This is a genomic window from Methylophaga sp., assembly GCF_030651745.1.
Map to the genome: position 1 here is coordinate 1 of NZ_JAUSCC010000110.1, position 19074 is coordinate 19074.

18 protein-coding genes are annotated in these 19074 nt (G+C 44.2%); 16 read left to right on the forward strand and 2 right to left on the reverse strand.

Going from position 1 to position 19074, the window contains the following annotated elements:
* Nucleotides 1-94 precede the first annotated feature (94 nt).
* Nucleotides 95-1609 carry a threonine ammonia-lyase, biosynthetic gene (ilvA, locus tag Q7V21_RS12600; protein ID WP_304917634.1) on the forward strand — a complete coding sequence of 505 codons (1515 nt, stop codon included), beginning with the start codon at nucleotides 95-97 and terminating at the stop codon, nucleotides 1607-1609.
* A gap of 311 nt (nucleotides 1610-1920) precedes the next feature.
* On the opposite strand, the gene secD is transcribed toward ilvA, so the two are convergent.
* Together secD and Q7V21_RS12610 are read right to left on the reverse strand one after the other, a co-directional pair.
* Nucleotides 1921-4440 (reverse strand): protein translocase subunit SecD, encoded by a 2520-nt coding sequence (secD, locus tag Q7V21_RS12605; protein WP_304917635.1) that lies wholly within the window; start codon nucleotides 4438-4440, stop codon nucleotides 1921-1923.
* Between the two features lie 55 nt (nucleotides 4441-4495).
* Nucleotides 4496-4894: a hypothetical protein gene (locus Q7V21_RS12610; protein WP_304917636.1), complete on the reverse strand. Its 399-nt coding sequence runs from the start codon at nucleotides 4892-4894 to the stop codon at nucleotides 4496-4498.
* A gap of 86 nt (nucleotides 4895-4980) precedes the next feature.
* Here Q7V21_RS12610 and Q7V21_RS12615 point away from each other — a divergent pair, with 86 nt between their 5' ends.
* From Q7V21_RS12615 to Q7V21_RS12685, 15 genes are all read left to right on the forward strand, one after another.
* Nucleotides 4981-5952, forward strand: a complete 972-nt coding sequence (locus Q7V21_RS12615) for a glutathione S-transferase family protein (protein ID WP_304917637.1) — start codon at nucleotides 4981-4983, stop codon at nucleotides 5950-5952.
* A gap of 543 nt (nucleotides 5953-6495) precedes the next feature.
* On the forward strand, nucleotides 6496-6858 hold the full coding sequence (locus tag Q7V21_RS12620; RefSeq protein ID WP_304917638.1) for a diacylglycerol kinase: 363 nt from the start codon (nucleotides 6496-6498) through the stop codon (nucleotides 6856-6858).
* Nucleotides 6855-8843 (forward strand): LTA synthase family protein, encoded by a 1989-nt coding sequence (locus tag Q7V21_RS12625; protein WP_304917639.1) that lies wholly within the window; start codon nucleotides 6855-6857, stop codon nucleotides 8841-8843. Before Q7V21_RS12620 ends, Q7V21_RS12625 begins: the two co-directional genes overlap by 4 nt.
* A 146-nt stretch (nucleotides 8844-8989) precedes the next feature.
* On the forward strand, nucleotides 8990-9685 hold the full coding sequence (locus Q7V21_RS12630) for a thermostable hemolysin (RefSeq protein WP_304917640.1): 696 nt from the start codon (nucleotides 8990-8992) through the stop codon (nucleotides 9683-9685).
* Nucleotides 9682-11160 carry an AMP-binding protein gene (locus Q7V21_RS12635; RefSeq protein ID WP_304917641.1) on the forward strand — a complete coding sequence of 493 codons (1479 nt, stop codon included), beginning with the start codon at nucleotides 9682-9684 and terminating at the stop codon, nucleotides 11158-11160. The genes Q7V21_RS12630 and Q7V21_RS12635 overlap by 4 nt, the downstream gene beginning before the upstream one ends.
* The gene (locus Q7V21_RS12640; RefSeq protein ID WP_304917642.1) at nucleotides 11147-11794 is read left to right on the forward strand and encodes a TenA family transcriptional regulator; all 648 of its coding nucleotides are present in this window, start codon (nucleotides 11147-11149) and stop codon (nucleotides 11792-11794) included. The genes Q7V21_RS12635 and Q7V21_RS12640 overlap by 14 nt, the downstream gene beginning before the upstream one ends.
* The gene (locus Q7V21_RS12645; RefSeq protein ID WP_304917643.1) at nucleotides 11791-12603 is read left to right on the forward strand and encodes an SDR family oxidoreductase; all 813 of its coding nucleotides are present in this window, start codon (nucleotides 11791-11793) and stop codon (nucleotides 12601-12603) included. Before Q7V21_RS12640 ends, Q7V21_RS12645 begins: the two co-directional genes overlap by 4 nt.
* Entirely contained in the window at nucleotides 12600-13268 is a 669-nt protein-coding gene (locus Q7V21_RS12650) for a hypothetical protein (RefSeq protein ID WP_304917644.1), read from the forward strand. Before Q7V21_RS12645 ends, Q7V21_RS12650 begins: the two co-directional genes overlap by 4 nt.
* Nucleotides 13249-13908 carry a response regulator transcription factor gene (locus Q7V21_RS12655; RefSeq protein WP_304917645.1) on the forward strand — a complete coding sequence of 220 codons (660 nt, stop codon included), beginning with the start codon at nucleotides 13249-13251 and terminating at the stop codon, nucleotides 13906-13908. The genes Q7V21_RS12650 and Q7V21_RS12655 overlap by 20 nt, the downstream gene beginning before the upstream one ends.
* A complete protein-coding gene (locus Q7V21_RS12660; protein ID WP_304917646.1) occupies nucleotides 13905-15230 on the forward strand; it encodes an ATP-binding protein in 1326 nt (441 codons plus the stop codon). The genes Q7V21_RS12655 and Q7V21_RS12660 overlap by 4 nt, the downstream gene beginning before the upstream one ends.
* Nucleotides 15227-15565 (forward strand): cupredoxin domain-containing protein, encoded by a 339-nt coding sequence (locus Q7V21_RS12665; RefSeq protein WP_304917647.1) that lies wholly within the window; start codon nucleotides 15227-15229, stop codon nucleotides 15563-15565. Before Q7V21_RS12660 ends, Q7V21_RS12665 begins: the two co-directional genes overlap by 4 nt.
* 2 nt (nucleotides 15566-15567) lie before the next feature.
* Nucleotides 15568-16347 carry an FTR1 family protein gene (locus Q7V21_RS12670; RefSeq protein WP_304917648.1) on the forward strand — a complete coding sequence of 260 codons (780 nt, stop codon included), beginning with the start codon at nucleotides 15568-15570 and terminating at the stop codon, nucleotides 16345-16347.
* Nucleotides 16340-17029 carry a hypothetical protein gene (locus Q7V21_RS12675; protein WP_304917649.1) on the forward strand — a complete coding sequence of 230 codons (690 nt, stop codon included), beginning with the start codon at nucleotides 16340-16342 and terminating at the stop codon, nucleotides 17027-17029. The genes Q7V21_RS12670 and Q7V21_RS12675 overlap by 8 nt, the downstream gene beginning before the upstream one ends.
* Nucleotides 17030-17414: 385 nt before the next feature.
* Nucleotides 17415-18137, forward strand: a complete 723-nt coding sequence (locus Q7V21_RS12680) for a class I SAM-dependent methyltransferase (RefSeq protein ID WP_304917650.1) — start codon at nucleotides 17415-17417, stop codon at nucleotides 18135-18137.
* The gene (locus tag Q7V21_RS12685) at nucleotides 18131-18916 is read left to right on the forward strand and encodes a lipopolysaccharide kinase InaA family protein (RefSeq protein WP_304917651.1); all 786 of its coding nucleotides are present in this window, start codon (nucleotides 18131-18133) and stop codon (nucleotides 18914-18916) included. Before Q7V21_RS12680 ends, Q7V21_RS12685 begins: the two co-directional genes overlap by 7 nt.
* Nucleotides 18917-19074: the final 158 nt, after the last annotated feature.

Below are 19074 nucleotides of genomic sequence, written 5' to 3' on the forward strand. Positions count from 1 at the left end.
TGGCTTGATTTATCCGGCCAATTATAGAGATAAATGGTCGGCAATGGTAACGTAGTCATCTTTGTTTAACTTAACAGACTGAATCTGGAACCCCATGCTCACAGGCTATGTAGAAAAAATCCTCAAAGCGCGCGTTTATGACGTCGCTATCGAAACACCTTTGGATTTAATGCCAAGATTATCCAAGCGACTGGATAATCAGATTCTGATTAAGCGCGAAGACTTACAGTCTGTATTTTCCTTTAAGTTGCGTGGCGCTTATAACCGTATGAGCCATTTGACTGAAGCCGAGCGAAAGCAGGGTGTAGTTGCCGCTTCAGCAGGCAATCATGCACAAGGCGTGGCATTGGCGGCGAGTAAAATGGGTATTTCGGCAATGATTGTCATGCCGATCACCACACCACCAATCAAGGTTGAAGCTGTACGCATGCTGGGCGCTGAAATTACCCTGCACGGAAACAGCTATGACGAAGCTTTTGATTTTGCCCAGCAAGTATCCACTGACCAAGGCCGGGTGTTTATTCACCCATACGATGATCCTTTAGTGATCGCCGGGCAGGGCACCATTGCGATGGAAATCATGCGTCAGCATCCGGACCCGGTTTACGCGGTATTTATTCCGGTAGGTGGTGGCGGCTTGCTGGCTGGAATGGCGGCCTACATTAAAGCGATTTGGCCGGAAATCAAGATTATTGCCGTTGAGCCTGCTGATGCGGCCAGCCTAAAAGCGGCTTTGGATGCAGGCGAGCGAGTTAAATTAGACCAGGTTGGTTTGTTTGCCGATGGAACCGCTGTCAGACAGGTAGGTGAAGAGCCGTTTCGTATTGCACAAAAGACAGTCGATCATGTGGTCACCGTTGAAACCGATGAAATCTGCGCCGCGATTATGGATGTGTTTGACGACACCCGCTCGATAGCTGAACCGTCGGGTGCGCTGTCGATTGCCGGTGCTAAAAAATATATCCAGCAAAATGGTTTACGTAATAAAACCATGGTGGTTATTAACAGTGGCGCCAATATGAATTTCGATCGGCTACGGCATGTTGCTGAACGGGCGGAAATTGGTGAACGTCGGGAAGTGTTGTTTGCCGCAACCATTGATGAACAGCCGGGCAGTATCCAACGGATCTGCAAAGCTTTGGCCGATCGTGGTATTACCGAATTTAATTATCGTTATGCGGATAAACAGCAAGCGCAGGTATTTGTTGGTGTGAGGATGTCGGGCCGTGACGAAGAGCGGCAAATTTTGTTTGAGAATCTGACTCAGGCGGGTTATCAATGGATTGATTTCACTGATAACGAAATGGCTAAATTACATGTGCGTTATATGGTTGGCGGACATGCACCGCAAGCTGACAATGAGCGTTTGATTCGCTTTGAGTTTCCGGAACGTCCTGGTGCCTTATTACGTTTTCTAACGCATATCGGACAACGCTGGAATATCAGCCTGTTTCATTACCGTAATCATGGTGCTGCCTATGGCAGGGTGCTGGTGGGTATCCAGGTAACGCCTGAATTCAATGAAGAATTTCAGGCGTTTCTGGATAATCTGGGCTATAACTATTGGCTGGAAACTGATAACCCAGCATATGATTTATTTTTAAAATAAGCCTAGGACCTGTTTATCTCTCATATCCACCACTGCTGGCAACTATTTTTGTGTCCGACAAGGCGGAAAGCAAGCAGTGTAGCCATCCTACATAAGTGATTGACAACGCAGCCGGCCGCAAAAATAGTCCCAGCCCTACGGGTTGTGACTGAAAAAGCGCCACTCTGCGTTGCTTGTCGCTTATTTAGAATAACTAAAAGGCGCTCCTCGTGCCTTGATTGACGCTTTTTCAGCTCACAACAGAGGCGGAGATGAAAGATAAACAAGCCCTACTGCTTTATTAAAGGCTTACCAATATTCTCTTAAGTGATCTACATAATGGCATCCAGTTTCTTTTGCATTTCTTCTTTGGTTGGACGTAACTGTGACAATCCTTTACGCAGTCGATGTTGTCCCATCCAGAACACAATTGGTGCCGCGATAAACACCGATGAGCTGGTGCCAATCACAATGCCAAACAACATCGGCAATGCAAAGCTGGCCACTGCACTGCCTCCGGCAACCGCCATCGGGATCAATGCCAGAAACGTCGTGACCGAAGTAAATACGGTTCGGGTCAATGTTGAGGTGATACTTTCATTGAGCAATTGCAGCATCGGTTTATCAGGTGTGAGCCGTAAGTTTTCCCGGACCCGGTCAAACACCACCACTTTGTCATTAACCGAATAACCTATCAATGCCAGTAACGCGGCTACTGCAGTCAGATTAAATTCCACCCCGGTCAGTACAAAGAAACCAATGGTTTTGGTTAAATCCAAACCGATGGTCAATGTTGCTGCCAAGGCAAAGTGATATTCAAAGCGGATCCACAGATATGCCAGCATGCCAAACCCAGCAAAGATAATGGCAAGGATGGTGGCATCACGGAAATCACCACTGACTTTTGGGCCAACCATTTCAACCCTTGGAAAACTGGCATCCGCCGATATTTCCACCACGGCAGTTTTTATCTCTTCAACAGATTTGCCACTGGCAACTTGTTCAGCACCTTCCATTGGCAGACGGACCAGATAATAGTCATCATCACCAAATTCCTGAATCGATGCCTGACCAAATCCTTTAGCCTGCAGGGCATGACGCACCTGTTCAACATCCGTATTGGGCGCCTGGACTTCCATTACCGTGCCACCACTAAAGTCGATACCGTATTTCAAGCCCGGCTGAAAGAACAGACCAATTGCCGCCACAGACAAGATGGCAGACACGGCAATACCGATAAAACGGCCTCGCATAAAGTCGATTTTGCTGTTGCTCAGACGATCCAGCGCTTTGATACCCGAAATACTCAGTAAATCCTGTTTTGGCATCCGGTTGATACGCCATTCCATTAACAAGCGAGTGAATGAAATAGAGGTAAACATTGAGGTTAACAAACCAATGGCCATTGCCACCGCAAAACCTCGTACCGGTCCACTACCAAACATAAACAGCAAACTGATTGCTATCAGTGATGTGATATTGGAATCAAGAATAGTGCTGTAAGCACGTCTGAAACCGGCATCCAGTGCAATCAACGCTCGTTTACCACGACGGGTTTCTTCACGGATCCGTTCATTAATCAGAATATTGGCATCAACCGCCATACCAATACTCAAAATAATCCCGGCAATACCTGGCAGGGTTAGGGTAGCGCCCAACAAACTCAATACGCCAAAAATCAAACCGATATTAATGGTCAGACTCAAACTGGCAATTAATCCCCAACTGCCATAAATCGCCAGCATAAATATCAGTACCAATATGGCACCAATTACCCCGGTGGTAATGCCCATCGAAATAGAATCGCTCCCTAAATCCGGTCCGACAGTACGTTCTTCAATAACATTAAGTGGGGCAGGCAGGGCACCGGCGCGCAGTAACAATGCAAGTTCATTGGCTTCAGCAACGGTAAACGAGCCGCTTATTTCACCACGACCACCGGCAATCACACTGCGGATCACCGGTGCGGTAATGACCTTATCATCCAAAACAATTGCCAGAGAGCGACCAATATTGTTTTTGGTCATTTCACCAAATAATCGTGCACCTTCCTTATCCAACTCAAAGCTGACAACAGGCTGGCCGTTTTCTTGGCTGAATACCAGATTGGCGTCTTTAATATGCTGACCTTCAAGTGCAACCCGTTCCTCTAAAGTATAGACTTCACCCTCAGTCATACCCTGAGCTTTGATGACACCAGACGATTCTGCATTAGCTGCCCAGTGAAAAGTCATTTTGGCAGTAGTACCAAGCAGAGTGCGTATATAGCTTGGATCATCCACGCCAGGCAATTGCACCAGAATGCCGTCATTACCTTGTTTGGTAATGGTTGGATCAACCAGGCCGCTTTCATTAAGACGTTGACGAACCACTTTTAAACTGTGTTCAACTGCATCTTTAGTGAGTTTTTCGCTATGGGCTTTGGTCGGCGTAATCGTCAGCTGGTTATTTGCATCATCCAGTGAAAATAACGCCAGACCGCCTTTTGGATCGTTAATAAATGTTCTGGCAAGTTGTTTGATATCCGCTAATCGGCTTGGATCTTTTGGCGTGATAACAAGGTGATTTTTAGTCACAGCAATCGGCTGAATAAAGATCCGTGCCTCGCGTAATGCATCGGTGATCTGTTCTGCCAATTGCTGATGATCGTTAAGTTGTAAATCATTGGTATCCACCTGCATCAGCAAATGGGAACCACCACTCAGATCCAGCCCTAAAGCAAAAGTATTTTCAGTAAACCAGCCAGGTAAATGCTGTGTAGTTGAAGTAGGTAAGACGTTAGGCAATGCACTAAGCAAGCCCACAATAATAATCAGACTGAATACCACAGCCCGTGAAACGAATGAACGCATACATAATCCTCGAAGATAACTTCGTGTTTAAACAAAAAAAGGTTTAACAGTGGGATTAGTATTGGGTTGGGGGCGCGCGGTAGAGTGGTAAATGATATTTGCCGTGACTGAGGATCAGTACTGTCAAATAATGCAGATCAACAGCAAGCAATAACGCCGCTGCAGGAAGCTGTAAAGCCGTAGAATTGTTTAACCAAGGCTGTTCGGTATCGCCATCACCTGTATTTGGTGCAGCCAGATTTTTGATATCCAGCAGTGAACGGAAATGATCACGATGATTGGCTAAGGTAAGCTGATTGAATTCAGCAACGAAACCGGAATTGCCGGGAACGGTTGCCTGGCGGAAATCTACCCAGCCGGTAAAGGCCAGACTATTGAGCAATAAAAGTAATACACACAGCCGCCAGTAAGGCACTGGCCGTTGGTCAAGCTGCTGTGATTGAGTGTGATTCATGAACTTATTCGCAATGAAGTGCACAAATTGTGAGCTTAGCTGGTAAAACAGTCAATCAAATTCCACTTTTTTAAGGAAGGTATTTTATGGGTTTATTAATGGAAGGCCAGTGGGTCGATCGCTGGTATGACACCGATTCAAATCAAGGCAAATTTGTTCGCAGCAAATCGCAATTTCGCAATTGGGTCACAGCAGATGGTAGTGCCGGACCAAGTGGAGAGGGTGGTTTTAAAGCTGAAGCAGGTCGTTACCATTTATATGTTTCATTAGCCTGCCCGTGGGCACACCGCACCTTGATTTTTCGTAAGCTGAAAGGTCTTGAGGAAATGATTTCGCTGTCGGTGGTTAATCCATTAATGCTCGAACATGGCTGGACCTTTGACTATGCCGAAGGCGTTATTGAAGATCCGTTGCATCAGGCAAAATTTCTGCATCAGGTTTATACCACCGCTGATCCTGAATACAGTGGCCGGGTCACCGTACCGGTGTTATGGGACAAACAACAAAATGTGATGGTCAGCAATGAATCCGCTGAAATCATTCGCATGTTTAACTCAGCGTTTGATGGCATCGGTGCCAAAGCCGGTGATTATTATCCTGAGGCGTTAAGAGAACAGATTGATGCCATCAATGATGAGATCTACGACAACATCAATAATGGGGTGTATAAAGCAGGGTTTGCCACCACCCAACAAGCCTATGAAGAAGGAGTATTTCCGTTATTCAAAGCATTAGATAAGCTGGAAGAACGCCTCAGCAAAAACCGCTATCTGGCAGGCAATGAGATTACCGAGGCCGACTGGAGATTATTTACCACCCTGATTCGCTTTGATGCGGTGTATCACGGTCACTTTAAATGTAACCTGCAACGTATTGAAGATTATGAAAATATTTCTGAATATGTGCGTGAATTATATCAATGGCCAGGTGTTGCTGAAACGGTAAATATGCAGCATATCAAAGAACATTATTACTGTAGCCATAAAACCATCAATCCAACTGGCGTGGTGCCAGCCGGACCGATTTTAGAGTTCGACAGGGCACATAAAAGAGTCTGATCAGTACATTGTGGCAAGATAAAACATGACACTAGGGCTTATTGATCTTTCATATCCACCCCTGCTGGCGGCTATTTTTGTGTCCGACAAGGCGGAAAGCACGCCGTGTAGCCTTCCTACATAAGTGATTGACAACGCAGGCGGCCGCAAAAATAGTCCCAGCCCTACGGGTTGTGACTGAAAAAGCGCCACTCTGCGTTGCTCGTCACTTATTTAGAATAACTAAAAGGCGCTCCTCGTGCCTTGATTGACGCTTTTTCAGCTCACAACAGAGGCGGAGATGAAAGATCAACAAGCCCTGACATCAACAAAACCAAAAGCAATAATGCCCATAACCAGATAGTGCCAAAAAGTCAGTTTATGTTTCATGACAACCTTAATTTATAACGATGAATTTATTTATCAATAGACAGCCATGAAGTTAAAAAATTTAACTGAATGAAATGATTTGCAACGTTGCTTAATAAATATTTCGTTTCTTAAGGTTCAGTTAAGTTTTGGCGTTATACCATCAGCCTCCCTTAATGCTTGCGAGGCTGAATTTTGCAGAAACATACTGGATACAAGCGATTGTTTTATGCGTTTGGTTTTTCATTTCAAGGCTTGGTCGCTGCTCTCAGGATTGAAATAGCTTTTCGTCAGGCATTTCTGGTTTTGATTATTGCCAGCGGTTTCAGTTTTTTCCTCGACGTCTCTGCGGTTGAACGATTAGCGTTAATAGTGTCGTTGTTATTGCTGGTGCTGGTTGAGGCACTGAACTCGGCTATCGAGTGTGTAGTAGATCGCATTAGTCCTGAACATCACCTGTTATCCGGTAGAGCCAAGGATTACGGCTCTTTAGCCGTATTAATTGCCATCATTATTGCTCTGGCGACCTGGCTGACCATTCTCTGGCCATTAATATGATGGGCAGAATAATGAGTCGTTTTAAACATTTTTTCGGTCCATATCAGGTATTTATCAATCTGTTGCTGGCCGGATTGTTTATCCTCAGTTTTTCTCGATTGGGGCTTGTAATCTGGCAATCGGAACGTGTCAGTGCGGCGAGTGATTTAACGACTATTCTGCTACAAGGGGTACGGGCAGACTTGATCATAATGGGCATGTTATTAGCCCCCTTAGCTTTATTAATGCCGATACTGGTAAATCGTTTGGGCTGGAAGCTTTGGCAAAATCTGGTGCTGATATGGGGTGTCATTACCATCGTCATCATCAGCTTTATGGAAGCCTCAACCCCGGCATTTATCATGCAATATGATTTGCGTCCCAATCGTCTATTTGTCGAGTATCTGCAATATCCCAAAGAGGTTTTTGCCACATTATGGCAGGGGTTTCGCCTACCTTTATTTATTGGTATTACCCTGACAATACTGTTTGGCAGTGTCGCTGTTCTGTTGTTAAAACGTTGGCTGGCAGATTACCAATTGAACTGGCCAGTGTGGAAATTATGGTTAACCTGGCCAATATTAGTGATCATCTTGTTTCTGATGATTCGTTCATCTATCGGACACCGCCCGGCAAATCCTGCCAGCTTCGCCTTAACGCCTGATGCTATGGTAAACAGTCTGATTTTGAACTCCGCCTGGTCGGTATATTTTGCCATTTACAATATGCAGCATGAATCAAATGCTGCCGATGTGTATGGCACGATGAGTGATGCTGAAATCATGGCGGAACTCCATGAAAACTACCCATGGATCACCGCTGACAGCGAAAAACAATTTCCCACATTAAATGCCAGACAAGCGACCGTCCAACGCGACAAACCACTTAACTTAGTGATTATTCTGCAAGAAAGCATGGGCGCCACATTTGTCAAATCACTGGGTGGAGAACATGCCGTCACCCCGGAACTGGAACGGTTGAAAAATAAGGGGTGGTGGTTTGAGCAGCTTTATGCCACCGGCACTCGTTCAGTACGTGGAATTGAAGCGGTGGTCAGTGGCTATTTGCCAACCCCGGCACGCAGTGTGGTTAAACTTTCTTTATCGCAACAAAACTTTTTCACCATTGCAGATTTATTGAAACAAAAAGGTTACTTTACTGAATTTATCTATGGTGGTGAGTCACACTTTGACAATATGGCGAGTTTTTTTATCGGTAATGGCTTTGAGTCGATTATTGATCAACATGATTATGCCAACCCGGTATTTAAAGGTAGTTGGGGAGCTTCAGATGAGGATTTGCTGAATAAAGCCCATCAACAAATCCAGCAAATGCATGACCAAGGTCAGCCTTATTTCAGTCTGGTATTCACTTCCAGTAATCATTCACCTTATGAATTTCCGGATGGCCGTATTGAATTGGATAATCCAGTCAAACAAAGTCAGACCAACGCAGTAAAGTATGCCGATTATGCACTGGGGCAGTTCTTCGATAAAGCCATGCAAAGTGATTATTGGCAGGACACACTGTTTTTAGTGATTGCTGATCATGATTTGAATGTCTATGGCGATGCTTTAGTGCCTATTGAGCGTTTTCAGATCCCCGGACTGATTTTAGGTGCCGATATTCAACCGCGTAACATTTCGACTGTTGCCAGTCAGATTGATATGGCACCAACCCTATTGTCGTTAATGGGGATCAGTGCAGAAACGCCAATGATTGGACGTGATTTAACTCTGGAAACTGAACAGCAATCTATCGGCCGGGCAGTGATGCAGTTTGCTGATTATTACGCCCTTATGCAAGGTGAAAAAGTCACCGTTCTCAGGCCACAAAATTCTGCGCTTGAAGGGCATTATTCACCCATGACCCGACAATTGGAAATTGTCGGGCCAGCATCAACGAAAGATGAACGCAAAGCACTTTCCCATGTTTTATTGCCATCCTGGTTATATCGGGAACAACGCTATGATATGCCTATGGGGCGAACTGACTTAATACCTTAAATATGTATAAGCCTGAAAACTAATAATCATTATTGTTTTCAGGCTTTTTTATATTTTTCTCAAGTCGGAATGAATTAAAAACAGCTTAAGTTTTTCTTAAGTTTCTGACTTTATTCTAGGCAACCATAAACATCAGGAGATGATTTATGGAAGCCACCATATTAAATAGTTCGACATCCACCACAGCGAGACATTGGCAACAACGGTTGTTGTTTCCGCATAAATCACTGTGTTTAATTGATAATCAGTCAATTGAACATATGGCGGTGCAAGCCTTTATCAGCGAGCGTTTTAATCAGACTTTTGGCGCTGAAATACAGCATTTTTTACCGTATTTTATTGCCAGTCAGATGGATGATGTAATTGATTCGGCGATTGGTTTCCAACCGGTTCAGCAGCAACCATTGTTTCTTGAACAGTATCTTGCACACCCCATCGAAAAAACACTGAAACTGCATGGTATTCAAACCAGTCGCTCGGACATTGTGGAAATCGGTAATCTGGCCGCCAGTTTCAACAGTGGCAGTCCGTTATTGTTTATTTTGCTGGCTGCCGTTTTACAGCAGGCTAATTATAAGTGGGTTGTGTTTACCGCAACGCGTCAGGTCCGACATCTCATCGCCCGGCTACAGCTCACTACATTCACTTTAGGCGAAGCCGATCCTCAACTACTGATTGATAAAACTCAGCAGTGGGGAAGTTATTACTCTCATCAACCCGTCGTACTTGCCGGCAATTTGCCGACAGCAATCGAGCATTTGCTACAACATCATGTCATTCAATCGCTATTGGATACCCATAAGGATTTTGTCCAGAACACAGCCAGGATGATCAGCAAATGAGCAGCAAAATTTTGCAATTTCTGGAAATGCTGACAACAGAGCATCCCGACAAAATATGTGTGGGTGATGGTCTTCAGCAACTGACGCGCCAGCAATTGATGCAGCAGGTTGAATCAGTCGCTGCAGAATTAATGGAATATCAACATCAGGTTGTGGGATTACTGGCAGATAACAGCGTGCAATGGTTGATCATGGATCTGGCCGCACAACGTGCCGGTATTATTTTATTGCCTTTGCCATTATTTTTTACCCCGGATCAGTTACAACATGCCTTGCAGAGTGCTGGTGCTGTTGGACTGATTCATGATCGCCCTTTAACGATAGACGCCGATGTTCTGGCTGAAAGCCATTTTGTGAACAGTCTGATGATGAGCTTTACGGTCTGTCGAGGTAAGTCTTACATCACATTACCTGCAGGCACAGCAAAGATTACCTTCACCTCCGGATCAACAGCCGATCCAAAAGGAGTCTGCCTGAGTAATGACAATCAGTACCAAGTCAGTCAGAGTTTATTAAGCGTACTGCAAATGCAAAACGTGCGGCATATGGCATTACTGCCATTAAGTACATTGCTGGAAAACATTGCCGGACTTTACACACCATTATTAAGTGGTGGAGAAGTCATATTACTCAGCATGGAAGAAACCGGCTTTTCCGGTAGCCTTTCAGGCAATCTCCAGCCATTACTGAACACACTTTCCCATTACCAGCCAGAAAGTCTGATTCTGGTTCCGGAATTACTCTCAGCTTTGCTATTAGCAGCTGAACAGGGTTGGCAACCACCAGAATCCTTACAATTTATTGCTGTGGGGGGAAGCCGGGTTGCCAGCGAACTGATTGAACGTGCTCGCCAGTTTGGGCTGCCAGTGTATGAAGGCTATGGCTTGTCAGAGTGCAGCTCAGTAGTCAGTCTCAACACACCAGCACAAGACAAGCCTGGAACAGCGGGCAAGGTATTGCCACATGTCGACATCCAGATTGAAGAGGGTGAAATCATGGTCACTGGCAATGCTTTTCTGGGCTACATTGGTATCAACTCACCCCAACAAAATAGAGTATCTACCGGAGATATGGGCTATCTGGATCAGGATGGATTTTTAGTCATTCAAGGCCGTAAAAAACAGCTGCTGATTTCCAGTTATGGCCGAAATATCAATCCTGAGTGGGTGGAAAGCGAGGTACTGGCACACCCAGAAATCCTGCAATGCGTTTTATTTGGTGATGCAAAACCATATTGCAGCGCATTGATTTATACCCGTTTAAGCAATGCCGAACTTGAAAATTGGCTATTAAAGGTCAATCACAAGCTGCCTGCCTACGCACAAATTATCAAATGGCTGCGCATTGAACAGCCACTGACAGCGAAAGCTGGTCTGCTCACGGCCAATGGCCGACCACGGCGCAATCATATTTTTGCTTTGTTTCAAAATGAATTGGAATCCATCTACCAGGAGCCACAATATGGGATTTTTTGACACCCTCTGCCAGCAGACAGATGTTGAACGACAACATTTGTTTTCTGCCCCGATTATCGATCAGACAATGCGTGGGGAAGTCACGCTGGATCTGTATATCGCCTTTCTTACCCAGGCCTATCATCATGTAAAACATACCGTGCCGTTACTGATGGCAGTTGGATCGCAATTGCCAGAGCAATATGAGTGGTTGCGTGAAGCCGTTGCCGAATATATTGAGGAAGAGCTGGGGCATCAGGAGTGGATCCTGAATGATATCGCTGCTTGTGGTCACAATAAGGAATTGGTGCGAAACAGTCGTCCCAATCCTGCCACCGAGCTGATGGTGGCCTATGCCTACGATACGGTTTTTCGAGTTAACCCACTGGGATTTTTTGGCATGGTCCATGTCCTTGAGGGCACCAGTATTGCTACCGCAGATAATGCCGCGACAGCCATTCAGAATGCGTTATTTTTGCCGGACAAAGCCTTTAGTTATTTACGTTCACATGGCGCGTTGGATCAGGACCATGTGAAGTTTTTCGAAGGCTTGATGAATCGAATAGACGATCCATTGGCACAACAGCAGATAATTCACAGCGCAAAAATGTTTTATCAGTTGTACGGCGATATTTTTCGGAGCCTCACGATATGAGCACTTCGCTGAATTCAAAACCGCTGACTGTGGTGTTAACTGGTGCAACGGGCGGGCTGGGAAAGGCTTTGGCAAAGGCATTATCTGCTCAAGGGGTTTTACTGGTGTTATGTGGACGCGATAACGTCAGACTGGAACAGCTTAATCGGCAATTAGGTGGCCAGCATCATTATGTCGCCAGTGATTTAAGTACCAGTTCTGGTCGTCAGGCAGTACTTTCCTATTGCCAACAGTTTCCCCGTGGAATTGATGCGTTGATTAATAATGCCGCCAGCAATCATTTCGGTCCTCTTAAAGAGATGAACGAAATCACCGTGCAGCAAATGCTTATCACTAACTTAATAGTACCAATCGAATTAACCCGTTTATTACTGCCGCTAATGGGAAAAACAGATAAAGCTCAGATCATCAATATCGGTTCGGCTTTCAGCCGTCTCGGATTTCCGGGATTCAGTGTTTACAGCGCCTGCAAGTTTGGTCTGCGAGGATTTACCGAAGCGATGCGTCGTGAATTGGCTGATACCACTATCAAGGTTCGTTTATTTGCCCCGCGCACCATTAGCACAGCCATGAATGATGACAACGTGACGGCAATGAATAAAGCCCTGGGAAATCATAGTGATAGTGTTGAAAGCGTGGCGAACCAGTTCATCGATTTTTTCCAGCAGGCACAACGCAGTGAACAATTCTTAGGCTGGCCGGAACGATTTTTCGGTTGGCTGAATTCAATCAACAGTCGATGGGTAGACCAGGGTCTCGCCAAAAAACTACCGGTGATTCAACGTTATTGGACAGGAGCAGCAAAATGAAAAAAGTATATGTGACTTTTTATAGCCTGGCATTCGGGATTTTCAGTTTATCAGCCCAGGCAATATCGCCTGAAGCCTTGCCATTACAATCAGCCTGGGAACATGCCAATTATGAGTTAACGGACAAACAGCAGATCGAGGCATTTGAATTATTAACCGCCAAGGCGGACGAAATTAAAAAACAATCACCTCAACAACCTGATGTATTAATCTGGCGAGGGATTATTTATGCCAGTTATGCCGGTATAAAAGGCGGGCTTGGCGCGTTATCAATGGCCAAAACGGCCAAAGCCGATCTGGAAAAAGCCATTGAAATTGATGATCAGGCATTGAACGGTTCGGCCTATACTACCTTAGGCACACTTTATTATAAGGTGCCAGGCTGGCCGTTAGGTTTTGGGGATAAGGCAACTGCAGAAACGTTGTTAAAAAATGCATTGAGATTAAACCCGCAAGGCATTGATAGTAATTACTTTTATGCCTTGTTTTTATTGGATAAAAAGCAATACGAACAAGCTGATTCATATCTGTTATTCGCTAAAAAAGCAGCGCCCAGAGCAGATAGACCGCTGGCCGATAAAGGTCGTTTAATGGAAATTGATAAAGCTTTAGCTGAAGCAAAAAAACATATGAATGGCCAAACGCATGCAAATACTGTTAATTGAAGATGATCTTCTATTGGCGCAAGGACTTATCCGTTCCCTGCGCCATGATCGATTTACCGTCAATCATTTAACATTGGGCCGTCAGGCAATTAACAGTATTAAAACCACGCCACCTGATATGGTTATTCTGGATCTGGGATTACCCGATATGGATGGCACTGAAGTGCTGGCAGAGATCCGTAAGCACAATGCTGCCGTACCGATATTGGTGCTCACTGCACGCGGCAGCATTAATGATCGTGTTATCGGTCTGGATGCCGGTGCCGACGATTATCTGGCCAAACCGTTTGATATCGATGAACTACTGGCCAGGTTAAGAGTATTTGAGCGTCGTCTAAGCAGTAAGCAACATGCTGCGTTGCAAATTGGGTCAGTCAGCTTGGACAGTAAAACCATGCAATTACACGTCGATAATGTGCTGATTGAATTACCGCGACGTGAATTTATGTTGCTGAAAATCCTGATGGAAAATGTTGGCCGTGTGCAGACGCGGGATAGTCTGGAATCCAAGCTTTATAGCTGGGGCGAAGAGGTTGCCAGTAATGCAATAGAAGTGCATGTGCATCATTTACGCAAAAAGCTTCCAGAAGGCTTTATCAAAACCATCCGCGGTGTCGGCTACCAGATAAGTAATCAATGAAATCCATCCGACTGTATTTACTGCTGATATTGGTCGCCACATTAATATTGGTAATGTTTGTGTCCTTGCTCAAAGGCTATCAGTCCAGTATCGAAACGGCACAGCGGTTGTTTGATGAACGTTTAATCAATACGGCTGAATTAATTGCCTCTGCTCATACTGATCAAACTACTGCTGATTCATCCCAAAGTCCCACCAGTGATTATCTGTTTTTTCAGGTTTGGGATGCTAACGGTCAATTGTTAACTCGATCGAATACTGCGCCACATATAGCGCTAAGCCGTTTTGAAAAAGGCTTTTATGACGTTAATTTCAAAGGCTTTCGCTGGCATAATTATGTGCATCCTGACCCGCAGTCACAGCGGTGGATTATTGTCGGAGAACGTAGTGATGTTCGCAGTTCTATGGCAGAAGATATTGTTTTGGCGACGATTTTGCCAGCCTTTTTCGGCATTGTTATCGCCGCCATTTTAATCTGGTGGCTGATTGGGACAGGCTTAAAGCCCTTGAAAACACTTTCTGGTCAACTTGCCAGTAAACAGGCGGATGATTTAAAGCCAATTCAACTGGCTGATCTGCCAAAAGAAATGAGCCAATTAGTAAAAATTATTAACCAGCTATTCTGGCGACTTGATCAGAGTTTTCAACGTGAACAACGTTTTGCTGCAGATGCGGCGCACGAATTACGTACCCCTATCAGTGCTCTGCAAATACATCTACATAACCTGCGGCAGACCTATGGTGATGACAGCGAAGATTGGCAACTTATGCAAGCGTCAGTCGACAGAATGGGACATCTGGTAAATCAGATCCTGATGCTGTATCGCACAGCACCAGAGCAAATTGCTGCTAAAGCCGAAAGCATTGATATGTATAAATTGACCAGCGAGATCATTGCACGTGATTATCAGCAATTTGAAAAACGCCAGCAACATATTGAATTGATTGGTAAGTCAGCCATGCTACAAGGGCATGGTTTTGCATTGGAAACTTTGCTACAGAATCTGCTGGATAATGCCAGCAAATACGCTCCAGAAAAGGGGCATATATTGATTAATGTTCAGCCAACCGAAAAAGGCGTGCGTTTAATTGTTGAGGATGATGGACCGGGAATTCCTGCAGACCAGTATGAGCGTATTTTTGACCGGTTTTATCGCTACCAGAATGAAAACAGCGATCTGCAGTTACCCGGTTGCGGTCTTGGGCTGGCTATTGTTCAGCATATTATTGAAATGCACCATGCTGATATCAAACTTACCAATTCAACATTTAAAAGCGGCCTTAAGGTCGTGATTGATTTTCCTGCAGCGTTGAATACGTGATGAAAAAGTTATTTACATGCATTGCTATCTTTTTGATTTCATTGAATAGCTATGCTGAAGTGCCGATGTTTGAAATTATTATTAAGGATCATTTGTTCTATCCTGATGAACTGGTTATCCCCGCCAATACCAAAGTTAAATTACTGGTCAAAAATCAGGATGCAACGCCCGAAGAGTTTGAGAGTTATGAACTCAATCGCGAAAAGGTCATTCCCGGAAATACCCAGGCGATTATTTTTATTGGGCCTTTAAAACCCGGTGTTTATCCGTTTTTTGGAGAGTTTTTCCCCAAAACAGCTCAGGGCAGAATCATTGTCAAAGAGGACGGGGAATAACCATGCTGCTGAATAGCGTTATTCTGGTGTTACGTGAAGTACTTGAGGCGGCGATGGTGGTCAGTCTGTTTATGGCATTTACCACGGTTAGCCAGCAATCACGTCGCTTTCTGATCAAGGCCATTCTGCTGGGACTGATTGCCGGTGCAACGTATGCGTATTTCTTACCGGAAGTTTCAAACTGGCTGGAAGGGGTTGGTCAGGAAATAACCAATACTGCTATTCATATAGGTATCTATTGTTGCCTGACGATTTTTTTATGGCTGATATCAAGGGATATTAACTTACCAAACCAACTGGTCAAAGGCATGATGATGGCCGCAATTATTCTGGCCATCAGCCGGGAAAGTGCTGAAATCATGTTGTACATTTCCGGCTTTCGCAGTGACCACTTTTTAATGCAATCTGTATTGTCAGGCAGTTTGATTGGATTAGGTATTGGGGTCAGCTGCGGTATTTTTTTATATCACCTGATGATTGCTTTAAAACCTGCGGCAGCAACCAAATTTATCTGTGTTCTGGTGGTAATTGTGGGTGGCAGCATGATGTCTCAGGCCACTCAATTTCTGATTCAGGCCGACTGGTTGGCAGCGACAGAACCCGTTTGGGATAGCTCCCATATTATCAGCGAACATTCGTTACCCGGTCAGTTACTGTATGCCTTGATGGCCTATGAGGCCACGCCAACATGGAGCCAGATTCTGGTTTATCTGGCCAGCTTGTTGCTGATGCTGATTGTTATTATTTCCGGACGATTTTCCAGGCCTGTTCAACATGATTAATCTTCGAATCACCTTAGTTTTTTTAATCCTTGTCGCACCATCTAATAGCTATGCTGACGGTAATCCGGTCGATAAAGTCTATGCACCTTATGTACAGCCATTAGAACGCGAAATTGAATGGCGAATGACAGATTCTGATGGAAAACAAGTTCAACGTCTGGGTATAGGTAAAAGCCTGACGGATCGCCTGTTTATTGAAGGTTACTTGATTGGCGAAGATAACCAGAATAATGATCTACGCCTGCAGGCTTTTGAAATTGAAGCGCTCTGGCAACTCACCGAGCAAGGCGAATATAGTATCGACTGGGGATTGATTACCGAACTTGAGCGACAACGTAATGAGAATAACTGGGAAGCATCCGCTGGTTTAATCGCGTTGAAAGAGTGGGGCAGATGGGTAGGTATCGCAAACTTCTGGCTTAAATATGAATGGGGGCAAACTCAGGACAACGAATTTGAAACAGCCTTGTCATTGCAAACGCGTTATCGGCTTTCGCGGTATTTTGAACCTGCTATAGAGTTTTATGCGGGTGAGGATACACGCGCTTTAGGCCCGGTTTTCTTGGGTGATATCAGTCTTTCTCCGGGTAAAAAACTGCATTGGGAGATCGGTGTACTCACTGGTCTTAATTCCAAAACAGCCGATACAAATTGGCGTGGTTTGCTGGAGTATGAATTTTAAATTGAGGGGACGATAAAATTGGAAGTATGAAGATAGTGAGCAGTGTAGAGCTGATCAGGCCACTGATCACGACGATTAATTGGATATGCTGCAGGGTATTTTTCCAAAACGTTCTCACACTCCAAAAAAACGACCAACCAAAGCCGTCAGTCCCATTGCCAATGCCCTCCCAAACATAACCCGTGAGACGGCTTTTGCAATTGATGCTCCCCCAATCCATGCTGATAATGCACCTAAGACTGCTAATGCGATTAGAGCACTGATGGAAACACTCCATGCCAATTGATTACTTGAAACCAAAAGTACAACGCCCAAGTATTTATTTTCTTCCTTGAGTAAGTATCAAATAACAAACTTAAGTTTCCCTTAAGTTTCATGTCTGACAATGCTGTTTCCTTATCTTATTGGGCAACAGCACATGTCAGACCAAACTACCCATCAACTTGAATTTGCAGAAAAATATAATGAGCCTCATGCCAAGGCTTATTTTTATAAGCATACCGATGGTTTAGCAAGGAAATTGTCAAACTGGCGTGATCAGCAGATCGCCAGAAAAGCCTTAAAGATTGCTGGTGACCCCTTGAGTGTGCTGGATGTCCCTTGTGGCACAGGTCGCTTTTGGAAGGTGCTGACTGAGAACTCTGACAGAATTGTTTACGCCAGCGACAACAGTCAAAAAATGATTGATATCGGCTTACAATATCGTGACAAGCAACTTACCAAGAAAATACAAACGTCTAAAGCTTCTGCTTTTTCGTTACCGGTGAGTGATGGTTATGTCGATACTATTTTCTGCATCCGTTTATTGCATCATATTGGAGATGCCGAAGATCGTCTTGAGTTGTTAAAAGAATTTTATCGTGTGACCAAATCAACAGTGATTATCTCGTTGTGGGTGGATGGAAACTTTAAAGCATGGAGAAGAAAAAAACTCGAATCAAGCAGAACTGAACGACAGTATCAGAACCGTTTTGTCATTCCCCGTCATATTATTGAAAAAGAATTTAACGAGGCAGGTTTTCGTATAAAAGCCTATCTGGACTTCCTGCCGAAATACGCGATGTGGCGGACTTATATTCTCGAAAAAGATGAGAATATGTCATGCTAAATAACGTCAATCAAATCAGTTTGTTATGTTCTTCTGCAAATCAAAGTAGTGAAGCTTTCGAAGTTTTTTGGCGTAATAACTCACCCTGGTTTGAGGCGCCAAATATTCGTCGGGGAGGGTGGAGTGGCGTTGTGAAATGTATGATTGATAGTTTTGGGCAACCGGAAAAAGTCTTTATCAAGCGCCAAGAAAATCATATGACAAGGACGCTTATACATCCAATTAAAGGTATTCCAACATTTTTGCGTGAATACCGTAACATTCAATCACTTCACGCCAAAAATATACCAACACTGGACGTTTTATATTTTGATACAAAAGCCTCCAAAGCTGTTCTGGTTACTAAAGCATTAGAAGGGTATATCAGTTTGGATAAAATTGAACTTTCGACTTTAGTCCCTCAAGACAAAAAAGCACTGATATCCAGCATAGCTAAAATAATCCGTCATTTACATCATTACCACTACCAACATAATTGTCTATACCCAAAACACATCATGGTTAGACAACATTCAAATGGTTGGTATGTAAAACTTATTGATCTTGAGAAGTTGAAATATCGTTTAGTGAAAAAGCGGGCAGTCATCCATGATTTAACAACCTTTCTACGGCATCTAAATGGGATTTGGTCTGCGAGGGATATGGTGATTTTTTTTCAAACTTATTTTGAACAATCAAAACTATCGTGTCATTCAAAAAAAATCATTCACGTGGTGTGCAAAAAGATTAAATGGAAAGCCGATGTCAGAAAACAATTTGAATCAGTACTCATCCCTTGATTGTGAATTTACAGGAAATGAGAGACACCTAAATCAGAATGATAGATTTAATCCCCAAACCGAACTTATATTAGGGATTTACAGTTTAGAGTCGAACCGCACAGGCGAAACTGTAAGTTTCTATTCAAGTCCGCCCGTTAGTCCAGAAAGTCAGTTTA

Bases quoted from the DNA above. Each gene is read 5' to 3' on its own strand.
- ilvA (WP_304917634.1), top strand. From the start codon at position 95: ATGCTCACAGGCTATGTAGAAAAAATCCTCAAAGCGCGCGTTTATGAC.
- secD (WP_304917635.1), bottom strand. From the start codon at position 4,440: ATGCGTTCATTCGTTTCACGGGCTGTGGTATTCAGTCTGATTATTATT.
- Q7V21_RS12610 (WP_304917636.1), bottom strand. From the start codon at position 4,894: ATGAATCACACTCAATCACAGCAGCTTGACCAACGGCCAGTGCCTTAC.
- Q7V21_RS12615 (WP_304917637.1), top strand. From the start codon at position 4,981: ATGGGTTTATTAATGGAAGGCCAGTGGGTCGATCGCTGGTATGACACC.
- Q7V21_RS12625 (WP_304917639.1), top strand. From the start codon at position 6,855: ATGATGGGCAGAATAATGAGTCGTTTTAAACATTTTTTCGGTCCATAT.
- Q7V21_RS12630 (WP_304917640.1), top strand. From the start codon at position 8,990: ATGGAAGCCACCATATTAAATAGTTCGACATCCACCACAGCGAGACAT.
- Q7V21_RS12635 (WP_304917641.1), top strand. From the start codon at position 9,682: ATGAGCAGCAAAATTTTGCAATTTCTGGAAATGCTGACAACAGAGCAT.
- Q7V21_RS12640 (WP_304917642.1), top strand. From the start codon at position 11,147: ATGGGATTTTTTGACACCCTCTGCCAGCAGACAGATGTTGAACGACAA.
- Q7V21_RS12645 (WP_304917643.1), top strand. From the start codon at position 11,791: ATGAGCACTTCGCTGAATTCAAAACCGCTGACTGTGGTGTTAACTGGT.
- Q7V21_RS12650 (WP_304917644.1), top strand. From the start codon at position 12,600: ATGAAAAAAGTATATGTGACTTTTTATAGCCTGGCATTCGGGATTTTC.
- Q7V21_RS12655 (WP_304917645.1), top strand. From the start codon at position 13,249: ATGCAAATACTGTTAATTGAAGATGATCTTCTATTGGCGCAAGGACTT.
- Q7V21_RS12660 (WP_304917646.1), top strand. From the start codon at position 13,905: ATGAAATCCATCCGACTGTATTTACTGCTGATATTGGTCGCCACATTA.
- Q7V21_RS12670 (WP_304917648.1), top strand. From the start codon at position 15,568: ATGCTGCTGAATAGCGTTATTCTGGTGTTACGTGAAGTACTTGAGGCG.
- Q7V21_RS12675 (WP_304917649.1), top strand. From the start codon at position 16,340: ATGATTAATCTTCGAATCACCTTAGTTTTTTTAATCCTTGTCGCACCA.
- Q7V21_RS12680 (WP_304917650.1), top strand. From the start codon at position 17,415: ATGCTGTTTCCTTATCTTATTGGGCAACAGCACATGTCAGACCAAACT.
- Q7V21_RS12685 (WP_304917651.1), top strand. From the start codon at position 18,131: ATGCTAAATAACGTCAATCAAATCAGTTTGTTATGTTCTTCTGCAAAT.